This is a genomic window from Streptomyces sp. NPDC001858 (assembly GCF_053594615.1).
In genome coordinates, this window is sequence record NZ_JBSFEV010000028.1 from 1 (window position 1) to 21871 (window position 21871).

Here is a 21871-nt window from a genome sequence, read left to right on the forward strand (position 1 = left end):
GGTCTTCTCCTCATGGTTCGTCGGGCCCGCCGATTCCAGCATGAATGCCCAGACGGGCGGCTCGCACGGAGCGCAACCAATGTCTGCCGTCCCGGGCAGGTCTCAGGCCCTGACCAGGAGCTGGAAGTCGAACGCGTAACGGGACGCACGGTAGATGTGCGTCCCGTACTCGACCGGGCGGCCGGTGTCGTCGTACGAGGTGCGCTGCATGGTCAGCACGGCCGCCCCCGCCTGTTCGGTGAGGAGGGCGGCTTCCTCGACGGTGGCGGAGCGGGCGCCGACGGTCTGGCGGGCGCTGTGCAGGGCGATGCCCGCCGAGCGCAGCAGCCGGTACAGACCGGTCGACTCCAGGCGCTCCGTGTCGAGGTCCAGGAGCGCCGGGGGCAGGTAGTTGCACAGGAACGCCACCGGCTGCCCATGGGTGGCGCGCAGCCGCTCCAGGACCGTGACCTCGCCGCCCTCCGCGATCCCGAGCGCCGCCGCGACGTCGGCGGGCGCCGGCACGCGTTCGTTGCGCAGGACGTGCGTGGTCGGTCCCTGGCCGGCGCTCTCCAGGTCGTCGTAGAGGCTGCTCAGTTCCAGCGGTCGTTTCACCTGGCTGTGCACGACCTGCGTGCCGACTCCGCGGCGGCGCACCAGCAGGCCCTTGTCGACCAGTGACTGGATGGCCTGGCGGACGGTCGGGCGGGACAGGCCGAGGCGGGTCGACAGGTCGATCTCATTGCCCAGCAGGTTGCCCGGGGCGAGCGCGCCCTGCTCGATCGCCGCCTCCAACTGCTGGGCGAGCTGGTAGTAGAGCGGCACGGGGCTCGTGCGGTCCAGCGCGAAGTGCAGCGCGTCGAGCGCGGAGCCGGGCACGGCGCGGGTGCGGCCGCCGGTCTTGGCCATGGGGGCGCCTCCTGGGGGCGGTGGGGTCGTGATCAGGTCCGGTGGCCGGGCCGGATGGGCGATTTGAGAGACTCCTTCGGTGGTCGGGGAATGGCGTGTCCCAGGTGTAGGTCCCAGAGGCTCACACTGTCAATACTTTGTTCTTACATTCGGACCTGCTCGTGAAATGATGTCTTAACAAAGTATTGACAGTGAGCTTCCCGAGGGAGTTGGATCCGGTCCCATCAGTGCACGGGCCGAGTCCGAGACAGCCGAACAGTCGCGGACCTGGCTCCATGGCCCCAATCTGAAGTGAAACGGGCCCCGGATCCCTGTGATCGCCTCCCCTTCCCCGTCATTTCCCCCCGTCGCACAGTGAGGTGCAGGAAAGATGGAAAGCTCTCCCTCCCGCTCGCGCAGAATCGCCCCGATCGTGGCCATGGCCGCGGCCGTGGCCCTGACCGTCGCGGGCTGCTCCAGCAGCTCCGGCGGCAAGAAGTCCGAGGAGAGCGCGGACGGCGCTTCCGCGGGCAAGGCGAGTACCCCTCAGATGACCGTCGCGCTGGTGACCCACCAGTCGCCCGGTGACACCTTCTGGGACATCGTCCGCAAGGGCGCCGAGGCCGCCGCTGCCAAGGACAACGTCAAGCTGGTCTACTCCGCCGACCCGAGCGCGGGCGGCCAGGCCAACCTGGTGCAGAACGCCATCGACCAGAAGGTCGACGGCATCGCGGTCACCCTCGCCAAGCCCGACGCCCTCAAGGACGTCATAGCCAAGGCGACGGCCGCGAAGATACCCGTGGTCGGCCTCAACTCCGGGGTGAGCGACTGGCAGAAGCTCGGGCTGATGGAGTTCTTCGGCCAGGACGAGACGGTGGCGGGCGAGGCGCTCGGCAAGCGGCTGAACGAGGCGGGCGCCAAGAAGGCCGTCTGCGTCATCCAGGAGCAGGGCAACATCGGCCTGACCCAGCGCTGCAACGGTGTGAAGAAGACGTTCACCGGATCCACCGAGGTCCTGTACGTCACCGGCACCGACATGCCGTCGGTGAAGTCGACGATCACCGCCAAGCTGACCCAGGACAAGGCCATCGACTACGTCGTCACCCTCGGCGCCCCCTTCGCCCTGACGGCGGGGCAGTCGGTGACCGACGCGGGCAGCAAGGCCAAGGTCGCCACCTTCGACCTCAACAAGGACCTGACCTCCGCCATCAGCAAGGGCACGGTCGAGTTCGCGGTCGACCAGCAGCCCTACCTCCAGGGCTACCTCGCGATCGACTCGCTCTGGCTGTACAAGAACAACGGCAACTACATGGGCGGCGGCGAGGCCCCGGTGCTGACCGGCCCCGCCTTCGTCGACAAGACGAACGTCGACGCGGTGGCCGCGTTCGCCGCGAAGGGCACCCGGTGATGAGCATGACCCAGCATGCCGAGCCGGCGGTGGGAACACCGCCGGCCTCCGGCCCGCAGAAGACCGACGGCCGGACCGCGCAACGCCCGCTAGCCCTACGTCTGTTGGCCCGTCCCGAAGTCGGCGTCTTCCTCGGCGCCGTCGCGGTGTACGTGTTCTTCCTGATCTCCGCGCCACCGGTGCGCGAGGGCAGCTCGATGGCCAACATCCTCTACCAGTCGTCGACGATCGGGATCATGGCGCTGCCCGTGGCGCTCCTGATGATCGGCGGCGAGTTCGACCTCTCGGCCGGTGTCGCCGTCATCACCTCGGCGCTCACCGCGAGCATGCTCGCCTACCAGCTCAGCATGAACGTGTGGGTGGGCGTCGTCGCCGCCCTGATCGTGTCGCTGGCGGTCGGCTTCTTCAACGGGTGGATGGTCGTCAAGACCGGGCTGCCCAGCTTCCTGATCACCCTGGGCACCTTCCTGATCCTCCAGGGCGTCAACCTCGCGGTGACCAAGCTGGTCACCACGAACGTGGCCACCGACGACATCAGCGACATGGACGGCTTCGGCCAGGCCAAGGACGTCTTCGCCTCGTCCTTCGAGGTCGGCGGCGTCCAGGTGAAGATCACCATCGTGTACTGGCTGGTCTTCGCGGCCCTGGCCACCTGGGTCCTGCTGCGCACCAAGTACGGCAACTGGATCTTCGCGGTCGGCGGCAACCAGGACAGTGCACGGGCGGTCGGCGTGCCCGTGACGTTCACGAAGATCTCGCTGTTCATGCTGGTCGGCTTCGGCGCCTGGTTCGTCGGCATGCACCAGCTCTTCACCTTCAACACCGTGCAGTCCGGCGAAGGCGTCGGCCAGGAGCTGATCTACATCTCCGCGGCGGTGATCGGCGGCTGTCTGCTGACCGGCGGCGCCGGCAGCGCGATCGGCCCGGTCTTCGGCGCGTTCATGTTCGGCATGGTGCAGCAGGGCATCGTCTACGCCGGCTGGAACCCCGACTGGTTCAAGGCCTTCCTCGGCGTCATGCTCCTGGGCGCCGTCCTGATCAATCTGTGGGTCAGCCGCACGGCGACCCGGAGGTGACCCCCATGACATCCAGCTCCAGCAAGAAGACCGGCACCCACGGGGCCGTCATCGCGGACATCGCTCCCGAGAGCACGGACGGGGCGATCGTCGAACTCCGCAACGCGGGCAAGGCGTACGGCAACATCCATGCCCTGCACGGGGTCAGCCTGACCGTGCACCCCGGCAAGGTGACCTGCGTCCTGGGCGACAACGGCGCCGGCAAGTCCACCCTCATCAAGATCATCTCCGGGCTGCACCAGCACACCGAGGGCGAGTTCCTCGTCGACGGCACGCCGGTGCGGTTCACCACCCCGCGCGAGGCCCTCGACAAGGGCATCGCCACCGTCTACCAGGACCTCGCGACGGTCCCGCTGATGCCGGTGTGGCGCAACTTCTTCCTCGGCTCCGAGCTGACCAAGGGCCCCTGGCCCGTACGCCGTCTCGACATCGAGAAGATGAAGAAGACCGCGGACGAAGAGCTGCGCAACATGGGCATCGTCCTGGACGACCTGGAGCAGCCCATCGGCACCCTGTCGGGCGGCCAGCGCCAGTGCGTGGCCATCGCCCGCGCGGTGTACTTCGGGGCCCGGGTCCTCATCCTGGACGAGCCCACCGCCGCCCTCGGCGTCAAGCAGTCCGGCGTCGTGCTCAAGTACATCGCCGCCGCCCGCGACCGCGGCCTCGGGGTCATCTTCATCACCCACAACCCGCACCACGCCTACATGGTCGGCGACCACTTCAGCGTGCTGCGCCTGGGCACCATGGAACTCACCGCCGACCGTAGCCAGGTCAGCCTGGAAGAACTCACCAACCACATGGCCGGCGGCACCGAACTCGCCGCCCTCAAGCACGAGTTGGCCCAGGTCCGCGGCGTCGACGTCGAGGAGCTCCCGGAGGAGAAGGACCTCACCGCCCCGGTGGCGACCCCCGCAGAGGAGACGCCCTGACATGACGAACGCGCTCGACCGCATCCGCGTCGGCTCGGCCCCCGACTCCTGGGGCGTGTGGTTCCCCGACGATCCCGGACAGGTGCCCTGGGAACGCTTCCTGGACGAGGTCGCCGAGGCCGGCTACTCATGGATCGAACTCGGCCCCTACGGGTATCTGCCGACCGACCCGGCGCGACTCACCGACGAGGTGGCCAAGCGCAGCCTGAAGGTGTCCGCGGGCACGGTCTTCACGGGGCTGCACCACGGCCCGTCGGTCTGGGAGGACACCTGGGCGCACGTGAGCCAGGTGGCCGCGCTCACCGAGGCGATGGGCGCGAAGCACCTCGTCGTCATCCCGTCCTTCTGGCGGGACGACAAGACGGCCGAGATCCTGGAACCGCCGGAGCTGACGGGCGAGCAGTGGGCGCACCTCACCAAGGGCATGGAGCGTCTCGGACACGAGGTGAAGGAGACGTACGGCCTGGACCTCGTCGTCCATCCGCACGCAGACACCCACATCGACACCGAGGACCACGTCGAGCGCTTCCTGGACTCCACCGACACCGAACTGGTCAACCTCTGCCTGGACACCGGTCATTACGCCTACTGCGGCGGCGACAGCGTCCAGCTGATCGAGACCTACGGCGAACGCATCGGCTACCTGCACCTCAAGCAGGTCGATCCGGCGATCCTCGCCGAGGTGGTGCGCGACGGGGTGCCGTTCGGTCCCGCCGTCCAGCGTGGAGTGATGTGCGAACCGCCGTCCGGCGTGCCGGAGTTGGAGCCGGTGCTGGTCGCGGCGCAGCGCCTGGGCGTCGAGTTGTTCGCGATCGTCGAACAGGACATGTACCCGTGCGAGCCGGACCGGCCGCTGCCCATCGCGGAGCGGACCCGGAAGTTCCTGCGGTCCTGCGGGGCCTGACGCGCATCACGGGTCGTCGGGCGTTCGTCACCGGGCGCGTCGCGCCGTCGTCGACAGGCGACGGCGCGCCCGCGCTCGTATGGTGGTGGTGATGGGCCGCATGCGGCCCGTGCCCCCTGGTGCGGCTGTGGCCTGCGGCGCAAACCTCCTCGATCGAGCGGGAGCGAGCCCATGACACACCCGTATCCTCGACTGCGCAGCGGGTTCGTCGTCGCCCTCGCGGCAGGGGCGCTGTTGATCCCGGCCGTGGGCGGGGCCGCGACGGCAGTGCCGTCCTCGGCCGCCGGCTTCGCGACCGTGACCGAACCGCCCTCGCCGTCCTCCTCCGGGGACGGCGTCGTGGCACTCACCCCCGCCGTGCAGCAACAGGTCGACGACGCCGTCCAGCGGGTCATGAAGCAGGCGAAGGTGCCCGGCGTCAGCGTCGGCATCTGGACGCCCGACAAGGGCCGGTACCTGAAGTCGTTCGGCGTCGCCGACAAGAGCACCGGGCGTGCGATGAACCCGGATCTGTTCATGCGGATCGGCAGCGAGACCAAGACGTTCACCGTCACGGGCCTGCTCCAGCTGGTCGACGAGGGCAAGGTCGGCCTCGACGACACCATCGACGAGTACGTCGACGACGTGCCGAACGGGGACAGGATCACCCTGCGGCAGCTGGCCGGCATGCGCAGCGGACTGTTCAACTACTCGGAGGACGAGGACTTCTTCAAGGCGCTGACGTCCGACCCGCAGCGGCCGTTCACCCCGCAGCAGCTGCTCGACTACTCCTTCAAGCACCCCGTGCTGTTCCAGCCGGGCGCGGAGTTCTACTACTGCAACACCAACCTGATCCTGCTCGGCCTGGTCATCGAGAAGATGAGCGGCCAGCAGCTCAACGACTACGTCCAGGAGCACATCCTGGACCCGGTGGGGCTGAAGGACACCCTCTTCCCGACCGGCAACGAGTTCCCGACCCCGCACTCCCAGGGCTACACGAACCAGACCGCGACCGGGAAGGTCGAGGACTCGGCCGACTGGAACCCCTCCTGGGGCTGGGCGGCCGGCGCGATGATCTCCACGCTGGAGGACCTGCGGATCTGGGCGCGCACCGTCGCCACGGGCGTACTGCCGGACGGCGACCGGATGATCAGCGCGGCCACCCAGCGGCAGCGGCTGATCACCCCGCCCACCACGATCCCGGGCGCCGGATACGGTCTCGGCATCTTCAATGTGCAGGGCTGGATCGGCCACAACGGCTCGCTGCCCGGCTACGAGTCGCTGACGATCTATCTGCCGTCCGAGCGCACGACGCTCGTCGTCGTGCTGAACACCGACATCAACTACAAGAACGAGGAGCCCAGCACCCTGTTCGGCGACGCGATCACGAAGATCATCTCGCCCGACCACATCTTCAACCTGCCGGCGGCGCCGGCCGCGAGGTGAGGACGGGCCGGGCGACGGGAAGCGCTGCACAGCGGTTCCCATCGCCCGGCCCGTGGGGTCAGGAGGCTCGCACCTCGGCGATCGTCACCGGCCGGTGCTCGTGCAGGGACAGCGTGCACGCGTCCGCGATCCAGCCCGCCTCCAGGGCGTCCTCGACCGTGCAGGGCGAGGTGCGGGTGCCGGCCACGACCTCGGTGAACGCGGTGAGTTCGGCGCGGTAGGCGGCCGTGAAGCGGTCCATGAAGAAGTCGTGCGGGGTGCCCGCGGGGAACGTGACGCCGGGCTCCACCGAGCGCAGCGGCAGCTTGTCCTCCAGGCCGACGGCGATCGAGTCCGTGAAGCCGTGGATCTCCATCCGGACGTCGTAACCGCGCGCGTTGTGGCGGGAGTTGGAGACCACCGCGATCGTGCCGTCGTCGAGGGTCAGGATCGCGCCGGTGGTGTCGGCGTCGCCCGCCTCCTTGATGTACTCGGCGCCCCGGTTGCCGCCGACCGCGTACACCTCGGTCACCTCGCGGCCCGTCACCCAGCGGATGATGTCGAAGTCGTGCACCGAGCAGTCCCGGAAGATGCCCCCGGAGGCGGCGATGTACGCGGCCGGCGGCGGGGCCGGGTCCAGCGTGGTCGAGCGGACCGTGTGCAGCTTGCCCAGCTCGCCCGACTGCACGGCCGCCCGCGCGGCGACGAAACCGGCGTCGAAGCGGCGGTTGTAGCCGATCTGGATGGGCACCGCGCTGCCCTGGACGGCCTTGAGGACCTCGACGCCCTCGGCCATCGTCTTGGCGACGGGCTTCTCGCAGAACACGGGGATGCCGGCCTCGACGCCGGCCAGGATCAGCGCGGGGTGGGCGTCGGTCGCGGCGGCGACGACGATGCCGTCCACGCCGGCGGCCAGCAGGGCCTCGGGCGAGTCGACGACCTCGGCCCCGAACCGCTCGGCGGCGGACTTGGCCGCCTCCGCGAACGGGTCGGTCACGACGAGCGACTCGACGACGTCGAGTCCGGAGAGGGTCTCGGCGTGGAAGGCGCCGATGCGGCCGAGGCCTAGGATTCCGATGCGCATGCGCTCCGCTGCTTTCGTGTGTGTTTTGGTTGCTGTCTGGTGCCGGGGCGCTGCCCCGGGCCCCGTTCGCCCTTCGGGCTCGTCCTCAATCGCCGGACGGGCTCAAAAGACCTTGTCCTCAATCGCCGGACGGGCTCAAAGGAAGAACTTGTCCTCAAACGTCGGACGGGCTCAAAGGAATCGCCGGACGGGATCGGAAAGGATCGCTGGACGGGATCGGAAAGGATCGCTGGACGGGTTGGAAAGGATTGCTGGGCGGGATCGGAGGGGGCGCTGGACGGGATCGGAGGGTGGTTGTTCAGTCCAGGCCGCCCAGGACGTTCTGGTCCCAGTCGATCACTGATCCGGTGACCACGCCCGATCGGTCGGACAGGAGGAAGACCACGAAGTCGGCGATCTCGTCCGGCTGGCCGAGCTTGCCCATGGGCAGTCTGGCCGCGGCCTGCTCGCGCCAGTCGTCGCCGGCGCCGTGGAACGCCCGCTGTGTCGCGTCCTCGCCCTCGGTGGCCGTCCAGCCGATGTTGAGGCCGTTGATCCGGACCCGGTCGAAGCGGTGGGCGTGCGCCGCGTTGCGGGTCAGGCCGATCAGGCCCGCCTTGGCGGCGACGTACGGCGCCAGGAACGGCTGGCCGCCGTGCGCCGACGAGGTGATGATGTTGACGATCGTGCCGGGCGCCTCGCGGGCCAGCATGTCGGCGACCACCGCCTGCATGGCGAAGAACGGCGCCTTGAGGTTGATCGCGATGTGCTGGTCGAACAGCTCCGGGGTGGTGTCCAGGAGCGTGCCCCGGGAGGTCAGCCCCGCCGAGTTGACGAGGCAGTCGACCCGGCCGTACGCGGCCACGGTCTCGGCCACCGCCGCCTTCGTCTGCGCGGCGTCCGTCAGGTCGGCCCGGACGAACAGCGCCGTGCCGCCCTCGGCGGTCAGCTCCTTCACCAGCGCCTCGCCCGGCTCCGGCCGCCGCCCCGTGACGGCGACGCGCGCGCCCTCGCGCACCGCGGCCCGCGCGATGGCCGCGCCGACCCCCTGGCTGCCGCCGTTGACGAGGACGACCTTGTCGTCGAGAAGTCCCATGTGCCGAAGATCCTTTCAGCTGACGCGGCGCTCGGCGCCGGCCCGCAGTGCGTCCCGGAGTGCCTGCGGGGTCCACTCCTCTTGCAGCGCCCGCCGTACGACGTCCGCCTGCGAGGGCGGGGCCAGGCCGTCCACCGGCGGATCGCTGTCGAGGTTGGTCGGGAAGGGGTAGCCCTCGGCGCTCGCGGCGACGACCCGCTCCAGCCACTCGTCGCCCACGCCCTGCGCCCGGCGCTTCAGCAGCACCGGGAAGACCGCGTTCGCCACCGCCTCCCGGTCCACGGTCTCCATCGCGCGCCCGAAGGCCGAGGACACCTGGAGCAGATTGGCCGCCCGGCGTACGTCGGTCGTGCGGTTGGTGCCCGCGGCGTGGAAGACGGCCGGGTTGAAGAAGGCCGCGTCGCCCTTGGCGAGCGGCAGCCGGACGCGGTGCTCGTCGAAGTACGCCTGGAACTCGGGCAGCCGCCACGCCAGATAGCCCGGCTCGTACGTCTGCGAGTACGGCAGGTACAGCGTGGGGCCCGACTCCACCGGCATGTCGCAGTGCGCGACCGCGCCCTGGAGCGTGAGCACGGGGGAGAGGCGGTGCACATGCGCCGGGTAGGCGGCGGCCGCCTCGTTCGAGAGGAAGCCGAGGTGGTAGTCGCGGTGCGCGCTCTGTGCCGCGCCGCCCGGGTTGACCACGTTGACCTGCGAGGTCACCTGGTAGCCGGGGCCCAGCCAGGCCCGCGAGACCAGCGCGAGGACGTCATTGGCGTAGTACTCGGCGAACGCCTCCGGGTCGTACAGGGCGGCCTTCTCCAGGGCGTTCCAGACGCGGTCGTTCGCGCCGGGCTTCGCGAAGTGGTCGCCGGCGGTCGCGCCCAAGGCGTGCTGCTCGGCGATCAGCGCGTCGAAGGCGGCGGTGAGCCGGTCGACGACTGCCGGGTCGGGGAAGGCGCCCCGGAAGACGACGATCCCGGGACCGTCGGCGAGGGCCCGCACCAGTTCGGCGCGCAGCTCACGGCCCGACCCGGGGGCAGCGGTGCGCAGGCGCTCGCTGTCGTAGACGAGGACGTTTCCCTCCACCGCCCCGGCGTGCGGGAAGTCGGCGAGGTCGGTCGTGCGCTCGACGAGCGAACGGAACACGTCCAGATCGCAGTCCTGCTCGGTCAGTCCGGCGTGACCGTGCGCGGAGGTGGCGGAGGTGAAGGACATCGGCGTCCCTTCGATGACAATGGCGGCTCAGCCCTGCCATTCTTGTCATGACAAACCCGTCGAACAACCGGCAGAGGGCCGTCAAAAACCCCTCAACGACTTCCGAGGAGCCTGCCGTGGGCCATCCCTTCCCGCTCCGTGAGATCGCACGTCAGGCCGGTCTGAGCGAGGCCACCGTCGACCGGGTGCTCAACGGCAGGGGAGGGGTGCGCGAGTCCACCGCGCAGGAGGTGCAGCGGGCCATCGCCGATCTGGACCGGCAGCGCACCCAGGTCAGACTCGTCGGCCGCACCTTCATGATCGACATAGTGATGCAGGCGCCGGAGCGGTTCACCACCGCCGTCCGGTCCGCTCTGGAGGCCGAGTTGCCCGCTCTGCACCCGGCCGTGCTGCGCTCCCGGTTCCACTTCCGGGAGACCGGACCGGTCGCGGAGCTGGTCGCGATCCTGGACCGGATCGCCCGGCGCGGCTCCCAGGGGGTGATCCTGAAGGCGCCGGACGTCCCCGAGGTCACCGCCGCCGTCGGCCGGCTGGTGGCCGCCGGCATCCCCGTGGTCACCCTGGTCACGGACCTGCCCGCCAGCGCCCGCCTCGCCTATGTCGGCATCGACGACCGGGCCGCCGGGGCCACCGCCGCCTACCTGATGGGGCAGTGGCTCGGCGACCGCCCCGGGAATGTGCTCACCAGCCTGAGCAGCGGCTTCTTCCGCAACGAGGAGGAGCGCGAGATGGGCTTCCGCAGCGCGATGCGGGCCCGCTGTCCCGAGCGCGCGCTCGTCGAGATCGCCGAGGGCCAGGGCCTGGACGCGACCCAGTACGACCTCGTCCGGTCCGCGCTGGAACGGGATCCGCAGATCCGCGCCGTGTACTCCATCGGCGGCGGCAACATCGCCACCCTGCGCGCCTTCGCCGACCTCGGCCGCGAGTGCGCCGTGTTCGTCGCGCACGACCTCGACCACGACAACACCCGGCTGCTGCACGAGCACCGGCTGTCGGTCGTCCTGCACCACGATCTGCGCCATGACGTGCGCGAGGCCTGCCACACCGTGATGCGGGCCCATGGCGCGCTGCCCCCGGCGGGGCCCCGGCTGCCGTCGGCGATCCAGGTGGTCACCCCGTACAACATGCCGCCCCAGACCGCGGCGGCCGGCTGACGCGGGCGGCCGCCTGGGGGCGCGGCTGTCGTTCGGCGGCTCTCAGCACGGGAGCGCCGGTGCGGTGCTCGCGCCCGCCCGGCTGATACCGGCCGCCTCTCGGGGGCGCAGCTACTGCTCGGCGGTGCTCAGGGCTGGAGCGCTGGTGCGGCTCGCACCCCCCGGCTGACGCCGGCCGCGCCGCCGCGCGTCGAGACGCCCACGGGCCGGGTCGATCGCGGTCCAGGATGTCCTTGCCGCCTGCCGCCTGCCGCCTGCCGCCTGCCGCCTGCCGCCTGCCGCCTGCCGCCTTCGGGCTGCGCGGCCGCCGGCCCGGGAAGCGGGACGGGGCGGTCCCGTCGTCAGCTCTGCGGGTCGACGTCCACCCAGGAGCGGGTCTCGGCGGAGCGGCTCATCGCCTCCAGCACGGTCGCGCTGTGCACCGCGTCCGCGAGCGTCGCCCCGTGCGGGGCGCCCTCGGCGATCGACCGCAGGAACCGGTACGCCTCGACGACCTTGAGGTCGTCGTAGCCCATGGCGTTCGCCGCGCCCGGCTGGAACGCGCCGAACTCGCCGTCGCCCGGACCGACGTACACCGTGCTGACGGGCTGGTCCTGGTACGTCGTGCCGCGGCTGACGCCGAGCTCGTTCATCCGCCGGAAGTCCCAGAACACCGCGCCCTTGGTGCCGTGCACCTCGAAGCCGTAGTTGTTCTGCTCGCCGACCGAGACCCGGCAGGCCTCCAGCACGCCCCGCGCGCCGGAGGCGAAGCGCAGCAGACAGTTGACGTAGTCCTCGTTCTCGACCGGGCCGAGCTCGCCGCCGGCCGCGCGGCTGTGGCCGGCCGTCGCGCCCGTCGGCCGGGCCCGCTCGGGGACGAAGACCGCCGTGTCGGCCGTCAGCGACGCGATGTCGCCGAGCAGGAAACGGGCCAGGTCGGCGCCGTGCGAGGCCAGGTCGCCGAGCACCCCGCTGCCGCCCCGCTCGCGCTCGTAGCGCCAGGTCAGGGCGCCGTCAGGGTGGGCCGCGTAGTCGCTGAAGAGGCGCACGCGGACATGGGTGACCGTGCCGAGCTCGCCGGAGGCGATCAGCTCGCGGGCCGTCTCGACGGCGGGCGCGTTGCGGTAGTTGAAGCCGACCGCGCCCTGGACGCCGGCCTTCGCGACCGCGTCGGCCACGGCGCGGGCGTCCGCGGCCGTGAGGCCCACCGGCTTCTCGATCCAGATGTGCTTGCCGGCCTCGGCCATCGCGACGCCGATCTCGCGGTGCAGGAAGTTCGGCGCGGTGATGCTGACGGCCCGCACCCGCGGATCGGCGACGACCTCCCGCCAGTCCCGGGTGGTGGACGCGAAGCCGAACTGGTCCGCGGCCTCCTCCGCCCGGCCGGGCACCTCCTCGGCGACGGTCACCAGCCGGGGGCGCAGGGCGAGCTGCGGATAGTGGTGCCGGACGCGGGCGTACGCCTGGGAGTGCACCCGCCCCATCCACCCGAACCCCACGACGGCTACCCCGAGCGAATCCACGGCCTCCGCCGCAGCTACCGCGTTCACCGAATCCATCGACTCGACCATGACTGACAGCCCCTCTTTGGACCGGTCCATTTTCTGTCCAGGCCACCCTGCGGGCGGTTTCCCGAGGATGTCAAGGCTTACCGGCGCCCTTCCGACCCTTTGACAAGCCCAGGCTCGCATGGAACGGTCCACCGCATGAGACCGCCGACCATCCGCGACGTCGCCGACCGGGCCGGAGTGTCCAAGTCGCTGGTCTCCCTCGTGCTCCGCGGCTCCGACCAGGTGCGCGCCGAGAAGCGGGAGGCCGTCCTGCGCGCCGTGCGCGAACTGGGCTACCGGCCCAACGCGGCGGCGCGCAGCCTCAGCGAGCAGCGCACCCGCACCATCGGCGTCCTGCTGCACGACCTGCGCAACCCCTGGTACGTCGACCTCCTGGACGGCCTCAACTCCCTGCTGCACGCCGGCGGCCTGCACATGCTGCTCGCCGACGCCCGGCTGAACCGGCATGTCGGCCAGGACCCGGCCGGGCCCTTCCTGGACCTGGGGGCGGACGGGCTGGTCGTGGTCGGCACCCTGCCCGACCCGGCGGCCCTGGAGGCGGTCGCCGCCCGGATGCCGGTGGTGGTCGCCGGGGCCCGGGAGCCGGTCCCGGCCGGGGTGGACCTGGTCGCCAACGACGACGAGCACGGCGCCCGCCTGGTCACCGAGCACCTCGTCGGACTCGGGCACCGCCGGATCGCCCACCTCGCGGGGTACGGCGCGGTGGCCGACCTGCGCCGGCGCGGCTTCGAGGCCACGATGCGGGCGTCGGGACCGGCCGAGGGGGCGTTGATCGAGGCCGGGGACATGACCGAGGAGGGCGGCTACCGGGCGACGGTGCGGCTGCTGGCCCGCGCCGACCGGCCCACGGCCGTGTTCGCCGTCAACGACATGACGGCGGTGGGGGTGCTGTCCGCGGCCGAGGAACTGGGCCTGCGGGTGCCGCGCGACCTGTCCGTCGTCGGCTACGACAACACCAGCATCTCCCGGCTGCGCCATCTGTGGCTCACGACCGTCGACGGCGCCGGCCGCGAGGTCGGCCGTCGAGCCGCCCGCTGCCTCCTCGACCGGCTCGAACGGCCCGGGGGAGCGGGGCGGCTGCACCTGGCGGCGCCGACGCTGGAGGTCCGGGGGACGACGGGACCGCCGCCCACGGACTGAGCGCGTGCCGCGTCCGTCTGGCGAGCCGCCCGGGACCGGGTGATCGTGGAGCGCATGGCGGATGACCCCGCGGCGCCGGCCGGACCGCACCCGCACGAGCCGCACGCGGACGAGCCGCACCGGCATGAGCCGCAGGCACACGAGCCGCACCCGCACGACACGCGTGAGGCGCTTCTCTTCGGCGGGGTCTACGGCGCGGTCCTGGCGAGCTCGATGGTGGCCGCCCTCAGCACGTACGGGCACGCCTCGCGAGGCAGCCGCCGCTACGACGCCCTGTGGCTGCTGGTGACCGCCCTGGCCTCGGCGCTCGCGCACGGCTACGCCCACTACATCGCCGAGCGCGCCCCGCACCGCCGCGGGGACGCCTTGCGCACCCTGGCGCTGGAGTGGCCGCTGGTCGCGGCCGTGCTGCCGACCGTCGCGCTGCTCGCGGGCGCGGGCTGGGGCTGGTGGCCGGCGAACGGGGTGGAGTACCCGGCGTTCGCGCTGAACATCTGTCTGCTGTTCACCCTGGGCCTGGTCACGGCCCGCTGGGCGCACCGCCGGTGGCCGGTCGCGATACTGATCGGTGCGGTGGACGCGCTGCTCGGGGTGATCGTGGTCGTCGCGAACGCCGTCATCAAGTGACGCGGTCGCCGAACAGCGAGTCCGTGCACAGAGAGTCCGTGCACAGCGGGTCCTTGCACAGCGGGTCCGTGCACAGCGGGTCCGTGCACAGCAGTCATCCGTGTCCCTAATACCTCAGACAAAATTGTTGACAATCTTGTTTGGCTAGATTTAGGTTCGACACGCACTCACTCACTCAGGGAGGGCACCCATGCCGAAAGAAGCCCGTCCGAGCACCGGGGAGCAGGCCAAGCAGCATGCGCTCGCGCAGCTGCGGCAGGCGATCCTGCACGGCGAGATGGCACCGGCCCAGCGGCTGGTGGAGCAGGAGCTCGCCGAGCAGTTCGGTGTGACGCGGGCCAGTATCCGCGCGGCGCTCATCGATCTGGAGTCCCAGGGACTCGTCGAGCGGATCCGCAACCGCGGCTCGCGGGTGCGGGTGGTGACCGTGGACGAAGCGGTCGCCATCACCGAGTGCCGGATGGTCCTCGAAGGGCTGTGCGCGGCGAAGGCCGCCGCGCTGGCCAGCGACGACCAGTTGAGCGAGCTGACCGATCTCGGCACCGCCATGACCAAGGCCGTCGCCGACGGCGAGCCGGTCACCTACTCCGACCTCAACCATGAACTGCACGTCCGCATCCGGGAGTTCTCCGGCCAGCAGACCGCGCAGGAGCTGCTGGAGCGGCTGAACGCCCAACTGGTGCGTCACCGCTTCCAGTTGGCGCTGAGGCCGGGGCGGCCGCAGCAATCCCTGAACGAGCACCTGACCATGATCGAAGCGATCCGGGCCAGAGACCCGCAGGCGGCCGACCAGGCCGTCCGCGCCCACCTCACCAGCGTGATCGGGGCACTGCGCGACTGATCACGGCTGCGCGGGCGGGCGCCCAGCCACCATCAAGGAGATCTGAGAATGACCCAGGCCAACGCGCCCGCCCCCCCACCCCGATCGAGCTCGCGATCGACCCTCGTCGTCACCGCGCATGCCGGGGACTTCGTGTGGCGGGCGGGCGGTGCCATCGCCCTGGCCGCCTCCCGCGGGGAGAAGGTCATCATCGCCTGTCTGACCTTCGGTGAGCGCGGCGAGTCCGCCAAAGCGTGGCGCGAGGGCAAGAAGCTGGAGGAGATCAAGGCGATCCGCCGGGACGAGGCCGAGCGCGCCGCCGCCACCCTGGGCGCCGAGGTCCGCTTCTTCGACGCCGGCGACTACCCGCTCCTCGTCACCCCCGAACTGACCGACCGGCTCGTCGAGGTCTACCGCGACACCCAGCCCGACGTCGTGCTCACCCACCCCGTCGAGGACCCGTACAACGGCGACCACCCGGCCGCCCACCGCATGGCCCTTGACGCCCGGGTCCTGGCGCAGGCCATCGGTTACCCCGGCCCCGGCGAGATCATCGGCGCCCCGCCGGTCTTCTTCTTCGAGCCGCACCAGCCCGAGATGAGCGGCTTCAAGCCCGAGGTCCTGCTCGACATCACCGAGGTGTGGGACACCAAGCGCAAGGCGATGGAGTGCCTGGGCGCGCAGCAGCATCTGTGGGACTACTACACCGATCTCGCCGTCCGCCGCGGCGTCCAGCTCAAGCGCAACGCGGGCCCGAACCTGGGTCTGGCCCACAAGACCATGGCCGAGGCGTACATGCGCCCCTACCCGCAGATCGCGAAGGAGCTGGCATGAGCGGCGTGATCGTCACCGACCCGCCGAAGGCGGAGCTGAAGGACGTCGACGCGCTGGCCGGCTACGGCGTGGCCACCGTCAGCGAGGCGATGGGGCGAACCGGCCTGCTGGGCCCGGAGATCCGCCCCGTCCAGCAGGGCGTACGGGTGGCCGGCACCGCCGTCACCGTGCTCAGCTGGCCCGGCGACAACCTCATGATCCACGCGGCCGTCGAGCAGTGCGGCGAGGGCGACATCCTGGTGGTCACCACCACCTCGCCCTGCACGGACGGCCTGTTCGGCGAGCTGTTCGCCACCGCCCTGAAGCAGCGCGGCGTTCGTGGCGTCGTGATGAACACCGGCATCCGTGACACGCAGGAGCTGCGGGACCTGGGCTTCGCCGCCTGGTCCCGCGCGGTCTCCTCGCAGGGCACCGTCAAGGCCACCGGCGGCTCGGTCAATGTGCCGATCGCCATCGACGGCCAGGTGATCCGCCCCGGCGACGTGATCCTCGCCGACGACGACGGCGTCGTGGTCGTCCCGCGCGAGCGCGCCCACGAGACCGTCGAGAAGTCCGAGGCCCGCGAGGCCAAGGAGGCCGCCACCCGGGCCGCCTTCATCGACGGCCAACTCGGTCTGGACCGCTACGGGTTGAGGGACACCCTCAAGCGGCTCGGCGTCGAGTACCGGACGTACGACGAGTACGCGGGGGAGTCCTCGTGACCTCCGTGCCCGAGGAGGTATCCGTGCCCGAGGAGGCGTCCGGTCCCGAAGAGGTGCCCTGTCTGCTGATGCGGGGCGGCACCTCCAAGGGCGCCTACTTCCGCGCCGCCGACCTCCCGGCCGAACCCGCCCTGCGCGACGCGCTGTTGCTGCGCGTGATGGGCAGCCCGGACGAGCGGCAGATCGACGGTCTGGGCGGCGCGCACCCGCTCACCAGCAAGGTGGCGGTGATCTCGCCCTCGGCGGACCCGGGTGCCGACGTCGACTACCTCTTCCTTCAAGTCGCCGTCGACAAACCCGAGGTGAGCGACCGTCAGAACTGCGGGAACATCCTCGCCGGCGTCGGCCCGTTCGCCGTCGAGCGCGGACTGGTCCGGGCGGGGGAGGAGCACACCTCCGTCCGGATCCGCATGGTCAACTCCGGCGACCACGCCACGGCGACCTTCCCCACTCCCGGCGGCCGGGTCGACTACACCGGCGGCGCGCAGATCTCCGGAGTGCCGGGGACGGCCGCTCCGGTGGTCATCGAGTTCCCGGCCGGCGCGGGGAAGCTGCTGCCCACGGGAAGCGTCCGCGACGAGATCGACGGCGTCCAGGTGACCTGCGTGGACAACGGCATGCCGACCGTGCTGATCGCCGCCACCTCGCTGAAGGTCACCGGGTACGAGTCCCCCAAGGACCTGGAGCAGGACGTGGCGCTCGCCGACCGGCTCCACCGGATCCGCCTGGCGGCGGGCCGGCTGATGGGCCTCGGCGACGTCTCCGACACCACCGTCCCCAAGCTCACGCTGCTCGCCCCGCCCCGCGGCGGTGGCGCGGTCACCACCCGCACCTTCATACCGGTGCGCTGCCACACCTCGATCGGTGTGCTCGGCGCGGCGAGTGTGGCCGCCGGGCTGCGGATCGACGGCAGCGTGGGGGCGGATCTCGCGGAGCTTTCTCCGGACAGCGACCGAATTCGCATAGAACATCCCACCGGATTCCTGGACATCGAAAGCAGCCTCGGGACCACCCCCGAAGGCCTCCCCACCGCCCGCCGCACGGCCGTGGTCCGCACGGCCCGCAAGATCTTCGACGGCACCGTCTTCCCCCGGGCTGCCGCACGACCCCAAGGAGGTCAACGATGACTCCGCCGCTCGGCGACATCGCCCACATCGGCCACGCCCAGCTCTTCACCCCGGACCTGGACGCCAGCGTCGGCTTCTTCACCGACTTTCTGGGCCTCACGGTCAACGGGCAGGACGGCGACACCGTCTATCTGCGGACCTTCGACGACTACGAGCACCACAGCCTGGTCCTCACCGCCCGCGCAGAGCCCGGCCTCGGCCGGCTGGCCCTGCGCACCTCCAGCGAGGTGGCCCTCCAGCGCCGGATCAAGGCCGTCGAGCAGGCGGGCGGCGCCGGCCGCTGGGTCGAGGACGAACCCGGCCTCGGCAAGCTCTACGTCACCGCCGACCCGGACGGCCACGAGCACGCCCTGTACTGGGAGAGCGAGTACTACCGGGCGCCGGACGAGCTGAAGCCGGCCCTGAAGAATCAGCCGCAGGCCAAGCCCAACCGGGGCGTGGGGGTGCGGCGGCTGGACCACGTCAACTTCCTCGCCGCCGACGTGCTCGCCAACTCCGAGTTCCAGCAGCAGGTGCTCGGCGCCCGGCCCACCGAGCAGATCCGGCTCGACACCGGGAAGATCGCGGCCCGCTGGCTGACGTACACGAACAAGTCGTACGACGTCGTCTACACCTCGGACTGGACCGGCAGCGCCGGGCGGCTGCACCACATCGCGTTCGCGACCGACACCCGCGAGGACATCCTGCGGGCGGCCGACCTCGCCATCGACAGCGGGGTGTTCATCGAGACGGGCCCGCACAAGCACGCCATCCAGCAGACGTTCTTCCTCTACGTCTACGAGCCCGGCGGCAACCGCATCGAGCTGTGCAACCCGCTCACCCGGCTCGTCCTGGCCCCCGACTGGCCGCTCGTCACCTGGACCGAGGAGGAGCGCAAGAAGGGCCAGGCCTGGGGCCTGAAGACGATCGAGTCCTTCCACACGCACGGCACCCCGCCGGTGAGCTAGCTCGCGAGCCGGCCCGCGAGCCGGCCCGTTCCCGGTGCATCTCGGGGCCGGGAACCGATCGTCAATGAGATTGTTGACAAAAACGTTGACACTTTTGGTTCCCGCTCCCTAGCGTGTGCGCACCACGGTCCCCCCCCAGGGCACGCCTCCTGGACGAGAGGAAAACAAAGATGTCCTCCTCCCCCGCTCCGACCGCCCGCGTCGGCAGACTGGCCCTGCTGGTCGTCGGCCTGTGCTGGCTGGCCGTCCTCTTCGACGGCCTCGACATGTTCATCTACGGCTCGGTGCTCCCCCACCTGCTGGAGACGAAGACCTTCGGCCTCACCCCCGACACGGCCGGCGACCTCGGCAGCTACGCCACCTTCGGCATGCTGGTCGGCGCGCTGACCGCGGGCACGGTGGCCGACCGCATCGGGCGCAAGAAGCTGATGGTCGGCTGCGTGACGCTCTTCTCGCTGGCCTCCGGCGTGTGCGCCATGGCCGGCAGCGTCGAGGTCTTCGGCCTCGGCCGGACCCTGGCCGGCGTCGGCCTCGGCGGGCTGCTGCCCACCGCGATCAGCATGGTCTCCGACTACGCGCCGCGCGGCCGCGGCGCCCTCGTCATCGGCCTGCTGATGACCGCCCACCACGCCGGCGGCATCCTCTCCGCCTACGTCGCCAAGTGGCTCATCGAACCGGCCGGCTGGCGCGCCGCGTTCTGGGTGTGCGTGCTTCCCCTGCTCTTCGCCCCGGTGCTCGCGAGGCTCCTGCCCGAGTCGCTGAGCTTCCTCGTGGCCAAGGGCCGCACCGACGAGGCCCGCGAGCTCGCCGCCCGCCACGACGTCGAACTGCCCGCAGTGAAGTCCGCCAAGCAGGGCGCGGCCGACCGCTGGAACGCGCTCAAGGACCTGTTCCGCGGCGGCGAGTGGACCCAGACCCTGCTGTACTGGCTGGCCTCCTTCGGCGGTCTCCTCCTCGTGTACGGCGTCGCCACCTGGCTGCCCACCCTGATGCGCGCCGAGGGCTACGAGCTCGGCTCCGCCCTGTCCTTCGTGGTCGTCTTCAACCTCGGCGGGATCGTGGGCATGCTGGTCGCCGGGCGCGCCGCCGACCGGTTCGGCGCTCCGCGCATCTCGGCGATCTGGTTCGCGCTGACTGCCGCCGGCGTCTTCCTGCTCAGCGTCCACATGCCGATGAGCGTGACCATGGTCGTCGTCTTCCTCACCGGCGTGTTCCTGAACAGCGCTCAGACGATGATCTACGCGACGGTCTCCATCCGCTCCGACGCGGACAACCGGGCCACGGCGGTCGGCTGGACCTCCGGCATGGGCCGCTTCGGCGCGGTCTTCGGCCCGTGGCTGGGCGGCCAGCTGCTCGCCGCGGACCACGGCGACTGGGGGTTCACCGCGTTCGCGATCGCCGGGCTGTCGTCCATGGTCTTCATCGGGATCGCCGCGCTGCGCACCGGGCGGAGCGCTCCGCGCAGCGTGGACGAGGAGCTGGTCGGCGTGCGCTGACCGGCGCCCGGCGTGTTTGTCGGGTGCGGGTCGGTGGGGGCTGGTCGCGCAGTTCCCCGCGCCCCTGGGGGGTTGTGGTTGCCGGTGTTGTCCGGCGCCCGGCGCTTCTAGGGGCTGCGGGTGGTGCGTCGGGTGCGGGTGGGGGAGACCAGCACCGGGGTGGGGCTGCTCGGCGTGCGGGGCGGGCTGTCTCGCGGGACGCTCGTTGTATGGGTGAGCGTTGGGAACTGCGGCGGGCGGGGGCGGCGGATGCCTCGCATCGGGTGCTGATGATTCCGGGGGCGCTGTGCACGACCGAGTTCTACGCGGACGTCATGGCGCAGCCCGCCCTGGCGGGCCTCGGGATGGTCGCGGCGACCCAGCCGGGGTTCGGGCGGACCGAGGCGCCCGCGGACGTCTCCATGGAGAGCTACGCCCGGCTGATGGCGGACTTCGCCGCCGAGGCCCGCTGCGACGCCGTCGTCGGGCACAGCCTGGGCGCGAACGTGGCGATCGAGATGGCCGCGCTGGGCCTGTTCAAGGGGCCGCTCGTGCTGCTGTCGCCGACCTTCTCGCGCGGTGACGAGGAGCGGTTCCTCACGGTGCTGAACAGCGTGGGCAAGGTGCCGGTGCTCGGCACCGGGGCCTGGAAGGCCATGCTCGCGCTGCTGCCCCGGGCCGTGAAACACGAACTGCCGCCGCGTCGCGCCGAGGCGCTGGCGGCGGTCATGGGCCGCCACGACCCGGCGGCCTGCCGCCGGATCGTGAACGGTTACTACGCGTATCTGGACCGGTATCCGTCCCTGGTGCCGAGGCTGTGCGAGGCCGGGGTCCCGGCGTGGGTGGTGCGCGGCGACCGCGACGCCATCGGTCTGACCGACGCCGAGCGGCAGGGGCTCGAAGCCTGCCCGAGTGTGCGCATGGTGACCGTGTCCGACGCGGGGCATCTCCTCCTCGTCGACCAGCCGGCCGCGGTCGCCGAGGTCATCGCGCAGGCGGCCACGGCTGCGGTGCGCTGACGGCCGTCGGCAGCCCTCAGTCGTCCGAGCCCATCTGGTCCTCCGCCGAGAGGTGTTCCACCGTCCGGCCGGTCTCGGTGAACGTGCGCGTCACATGGCCCGAGGAGTACACCCACAGGATCCGCAGCGGGACGTCGCCGATGTTGCGGAAGAGGTGGGGGATCGGGGAGGGGACGTAGGTGGTGTCGAAGCGCTCCAGCTTCGTCACCTCGCCGTCGACCCACACCTCCGCCTCGCCCTCGAGGATCGTCACGTGCTCGTCGCAGTTGTGCGAGTGCAGCGGGGCGCCGGAGCCGACCGGGTAGACGCTCATCCCGCTGGTGATCCGGTTCTCGCCGTGTGCCGAGGACGTGGTGACGAGCGGGGTCGTCACCACGGCGCCGCCGCGGTCGAGCAGCGGGACCGACGCGGCTTTGATGATGGTGGTCATGTCCGACGACGTTAGGTCGCCGCTCGCCGAATGGGGGGCCTCGGGCGTGCAGTTTTACGTTGCGTTCCGAGGTGGGTGAGCTTCTCGGACACGGCTGTACCTT

Annotated in this window: 21 protein-coding genes; 15 read left to right on the forward strand and 6 right to left on the reverse strand. The window is 71.0% G+C overall.

The features are described from left to right. Positions 1-102 precede the first annotated feature (102 nt). Positions 103-888, reverse strand: coding sequence for a GntR family transcriptional regulator (locus tag ACWCPF_RS31120; protein WP_451048429.1), 786 nt, complete (start codon positions 886-888; stop codon positions 103-105). Between the two features lie 370 nt (positions 889-1258). Between ACWCPF_RS31120 and ACWCPF_RS31125 the strand changes: the two genes are divergently transcribed. From ACWCPF_RS31125 to ACWCPF_RS31145, 5 genes are all read left to right on the forward strand, one after another. Beyond that, positions 1259-2275 carry a sugar ABC transporter substrate-binding protein gene (locus ACWCPF_RS31125; RefSeq protein WP_451048430.1) on the forward strand — a complete coding sequence of 339 codons (1017 nt, stop codon included), beginning with the start codon at positions 1259-1261 and terminating at the stop codon, positions 2273-2275. Next, entirely contained in the window at positions 2275-3351 is a 1077-nt protein-coding gene (locus ACWCPF_RS31130) for an ABC transporter permease (protein ID WP_451048431.1), read from the forward strand. Before ACWCPF_RS31125 ends, ACWCPF_RS31130 begins: the two co-directional genes overlap by 1 nt. Positions 3352-3356: 5 nt before the next feature. After that, entirely contained in the window at positions 3357-4280 is a 924-nt protein-coding gene (locus tag ACWCPF_RS31135) for an ATP-binding cassette domain-containing protein (protein WP_451048432.1), read from the forward strand. Between the two features lies 1 nt (position 4281). Then, the gene (locus tag ACWCPF_RS31140) at positions 4282-5184 is read left to right on the forward strand and encodes a sugar phosphate isomerase/epimerase family protein (protein ID WP_451048433.1); all 903 of its coding nucleotides are present in this window, start codon (positions 4282-4284) and stop codon (positions 5182-5184) included. 171 nt (positions 5185-5355) lie between these two features. Further along, complete coding sequence (locus tag ACWCPF_RS31145) at positions 5356-6609, forward strand: serine hydrolase domain-containing protein (RefSeq protein WP_451048434.1); 1254 nt, start codon at positions 5356-5358, stop codon at positions 6607-6609. A gap of 58 nt (positions 6610-6667) precedes the next feature. Here ACWCPF_RS31145 and ACWCPF_RS31150 read toward each other — a convergent pair whose 3' ends face one another. From ACWCPF_RS31150 to ACWCPF_RS31160, 3 genes are all read right to left on the reverse strand, one after another. Next, positions 6668-7672, reverse strand: coding sequence for a Gfo/Idh/MocA family protein (locus ACWCPF_RS31150; RefSeq protein ID WP_451048435.1), 1005 nt, complete (start codon positions 7670-7672; stop codon positions 6668-6670). Positions 7673-7970: 298 nt separating this feature from the next. Further along, positions 7971-8747: an SDR family oxidoreductase gene (locus ACWCPF_RS31155; protein ID WP_451048436.1), complete on the reverse strand. Its 777-nt coding sequence runs from the start codon at positions 8745-8747 to the stop codon at positions 7971-7973. 15 nt (positions 8748-8762) lie between these two features. Further along, on the reverse strand, positions 8763-9944 hold the full coding sequence (locus ACWCPF_RS31160) for a phytanoyl-CoA dioxygenase family protein (RefSeq protein ID WP_451048437.1): 1182 nt from the start codon (positions 9942-9944) through the stop codon (positions 8763-8765). Between the two features lie 116 nt (positions 9945-10060). On the opposite strand from ACWCPF_RS31160, the gene ACWCPF_RS31165 reads away from it, so the two are divergent. Further along, positions 10061-11098: a LacI family DNA-binding transcriptional regulator gene (locus ACWCPF_RS31165; RefSeq protein ID WP_451048438.1), complete on the forward strand. Its 1038-nt coding sequence runs from the start codon at positions 10061-10063 to the stop codon at positions 11096-11098. A 341-nt stretch (positions 11099-11439) separates the two neighbouring features. Here the strand turns inward: ACWCPF_RS31165 and ACWCPF_RS31170 are convergent, their stop codons facing one another. Beyond that, positions 11440-12636 carry a Gfo/Idh/MocA family protein gene (locus tag ACWCPF_RS31170; protein ID WP_451048439.1) on the reverse strand — a complete coding sequence of 399 codons (1197 nt, stop codon included), beginning with the start codon at positions 12634-12636 and terminating at the stop codon, positions 11440-11442. 147 nt (positions 12637-12783) lie between these two features. Here ACWCPF_RS31170 and ACWCPF_RS31175 point away from each other — a divergent pair, with 147 nt between their 5' ends. The 9 genes from ACWCPF_RS31175 to ACWCPF_RS31215 all read left to right on the forward strand — a co-directional run bounded on the left by ACWCPF_RS31175 (position 12784) and on the right by ACWCPF_RS31215 (position 21338). Then, positions 12784-13788, forward strand: coding sequence for a LacI family DNA-binding transcriptional regulator (locus tag ACWCPF_RS31175; RefSeq protein WP_451048440.1), 1005 nt, complete (start codon positions 12784-12786; stop codon positions 13786-13788). Positions 13789-13842: 54 nt separating this feature from the next. Beyond that, positions 13843-14415 (forward strand): hypothetical protein, encoded by a 573-nt coding sequence (locus ACWCPF_RS31180; RefSeq protein ID WP_451048441.1) that lies wholly within the window; start codon positions 13843-13845, stop codon positions 14413-14415. 190 nt (positions 14416-14605) lie between these two features. Beyond that, entirely contained in the window at positions 14606-15256 is a 651-nt protein-coding gene (locus ACWCPF_RS31185; protein WP_451048442.1) for a GntR family transcriptional regulator, read from the forward strand. 48 nt (positions 15257-15304) lie between these two features. Next, a complete protein-coding gene (locus ACWCPF_RS31190; RefSeq protein ID WP_451048443.1) occupies positions 15305-16069 on the forward strand; it encodes a PIG-L deacetylase family protein in 765 nt (254 codons plus the stop codon). After that, positions 16066-16770 (forward strand): 4-carboxy-4-hydroxy-2-oxoadipate aldolase/oxaloacetate decarboxylase, encoded by a 705-nt coding sequence (locus ACWCPF_RS31195; RefSeq protein ID WP_451048444.1) that lies wholly within the window; start codon positions 16066-16068, stop codon positions 16768-16770. The genes ACWCPF_RS31190 and ACWCPF_RS31195 overlap by 4 nt, the downstream gene beginning before the upstream one ends. 68 nt (positions 16771-16838) lie before the next feature. Continuing rightward, complete coding sequence (locus ACWCPF_RS31200) at positions 16839-17897, forward strand: 4-oxalomesaconate tautomerase (protein WP_451048521.1); 1059 nt, start codon at positions 16839-16841, stop codon at positions 17895-17897. Further along, the gene (locus tag ACWCPF_RS31205) at positions 17894-18844 is read left to right on the forward strand and encodes a catechol 2,3-dioxygenase (RefSeq protein ID WP_451048445.1); all 951 of its coding nucleotides are present in this window, start codon (positions 17894-17896) and stop codon (positions 18842-18844) included. The genes ACWCPF_RS31200 and ACWCPF_RS31205 overlap by 4 nt, the downstream gene beginning before the upstream one ends. Positions 18845-19014: 170 nt before the next feature. After that, positions 19015-20340 carry an MFS transporter gene (locus tag ACWCPF_RS31210; RefSeq protein ID WP_451048446.1) on the forward strand — a complete coding sequence of 442 codons (1326 nt, stop codon included), beginning with the start codon at positions 19015-19017 and terminating at the stop codon, positions 20338-20340. A 209-nt stretch (positions 20341-20549) separates the two neighbouring features. Then, positions 20550-21338 carry an alpha/beta fold hydrolase gene (locus ACWCPF_RS31215; protein WP_451048447.1) on the forward strand — a complete coding sequence of 263 codons (789 nt, stop codon included), beginning with the start codon at positions 20550-20552 and terminating at the stop codon, positions 21336-21338. Between the two features lie 16 nt (positions 21339-21354). Here ACWCPF_RS31215 and ACWCPF_RS31220 read toward each other — a convergent pair whose 3' ends face one another. Further along, complete coding sequence (locus ACWCPF_RS31220; RefSeq protein WP_451048448.1) at positions 21355-21768, reverse strand: cupin domain-containing protein; 414 nt, start codon at positions 21766-21768, stop codon at positions 21355-21357. Between the last annotated feature and the right edge of the window lie 103 nt (positions 21769-21871).

Bases quoted from the DNA above. Each gene is read 5' to 3' on its own strand.
- ACWCPF_RS31120 (WP_451048429.1), bottom strand. From the start codon at position 888: ATGGCCAAGACCGGCGGCCGCACCCGCGCCGTGCCCGGCTCCGCGCTC.
- ACWCPF_RS31125 (WP_451048430.1), top strand. From the start codon at position 1,259: ATGGAAAGCTCTCCCTCCCGCTCGCGCAGAATCGCCCCGATCGTGGCC.
- ACWCPF_RS31130 (WP_451048431.1), top strand. From the start codon at position 2,275: ATGAGCATGACCCAGCATGCCGAGCCGGCGGTGGGAACACCGCCGGCC.
- ACWCPF_RS31135 (WP_451048432.1), top strand. From the start codon at position 3,357: ATGACATCCAGCTCCAGCAAGAAGACCGGCACCCACGGGGCCGTCATC.
- ACWCPF_RS31140 (WP_451048433.1), top strand. From the start codon at position 4,282: ATGACGAACGCGCTCGACCGCATCCGCGTCGGCTCGGCCCCCGACTCC.
- ACWCPF_RS31145 (WP_451048434.1), top strand. From the start codon at position 5,356: ATGACACACCCGTATCCTCGACTGCGCAGCGGGTTCGTCGTCGCCCTC.
- ACWCPF_RS31150 (WP_451048435.1), bottom strand. From the start codon at position 7,672: ATGCGCATCGGAATCCTAGGCCTCGGCCGCATCGGCGCCTTCCACGCC.
- ACWCPF_RS31155 (WP_451048436.1), bottom strand. From the start codon at position 8,747: ATGGGACTTCTCGACGACAAGGTCGTCCTCGTCAACGGCGGCAGCCAG.
- ACWCPF_RS31160 (WP_451048437.1), bottom strand. From the start codon at position 9,944: ATGTCCTTCACCTCCGCCACCTCCGCGCACGGTCACGCCGGACTGACC.
- ACWCPF_RS31170 (WP_451048439.1), bottom strand. From the start codon at position 12,636: ATGGATTCGGTGAACGCGGTAGCTGCGGCGGAGGCCGTGGATTCGCTC.
- ACWCPF_RS31175 (WP_451048440.1), top strand. From the start codon at position 12,784: ATGAGACCGCCGACCATCCGCGACGTCGCCGACCGGGCCGGAGTGTCC.
- ACWCPF_RS31180 (WP_451048441.1), top strand. From the start codon at position 13,843: ATGGCGGATGACCCCGCGGCGCCGGCCGGACCGCACCCGCACGAGCCG.
- ACWCPF_RS31185 (WP_451048442.1), top strand. From the start codon at position 14,606: ATGCCGAAAGAAGCCCGTCCGAGCACCGGGGAGCAGGCCAAGCAGCAT.
- ACWCPF_RS31190 (WP_451048443.1), top strand. From the start codon at position 15,305: ATGACCCAGGCCAACGCGCCCGCCCCCCCACCCCGATCGAGCTCGCGA.
- ACWCPF_RS31195 (WP_451048444.1), top strand. From the start codon at position 16,066: ATGAGCGGCGTGATCGTCACCGACCCGCCGAAGGCGGAGCTGAAGGAC.
- ACWCPF_RS31200 (WP_451048521.1), top strand. From the start codon at position 16,839: ATGCGGGGCGGCACCTCCAAGGGCGCCTACTTCCGCGCCGCCGACCTC.
- ACWCPF_RS31205 (WP_451048445.1), top strand. From the start codon at position 17,894: ATGACTCCGCCGCTCGGCGACATCGCCCACATCGGCCACGCCCAGCTC.
- ACWCPF_RS31210 (WP_451048446.1), top strand. From the start codon at position 19,015: ATGTCCTCCTCCCCCGCTCCGACCGCCCGCGTCGGCAGACTGGCCCTG.
- ACWCPF_RS31215 (WP_451048447.1), top strand. From the start codon at position 20,550: ATGGGTGAGCGTTGGGAACTGCGGCGGGCGGGGGCGGCGGATGCCTCG.
- ACWCPF_RS31220 (WP_451048448.1), bottom strand. From the start codon at position 21,768: ATGACCACCATCATCAAAGCCGCGTCGGTCCCGCTGCTCGACCGCGGC.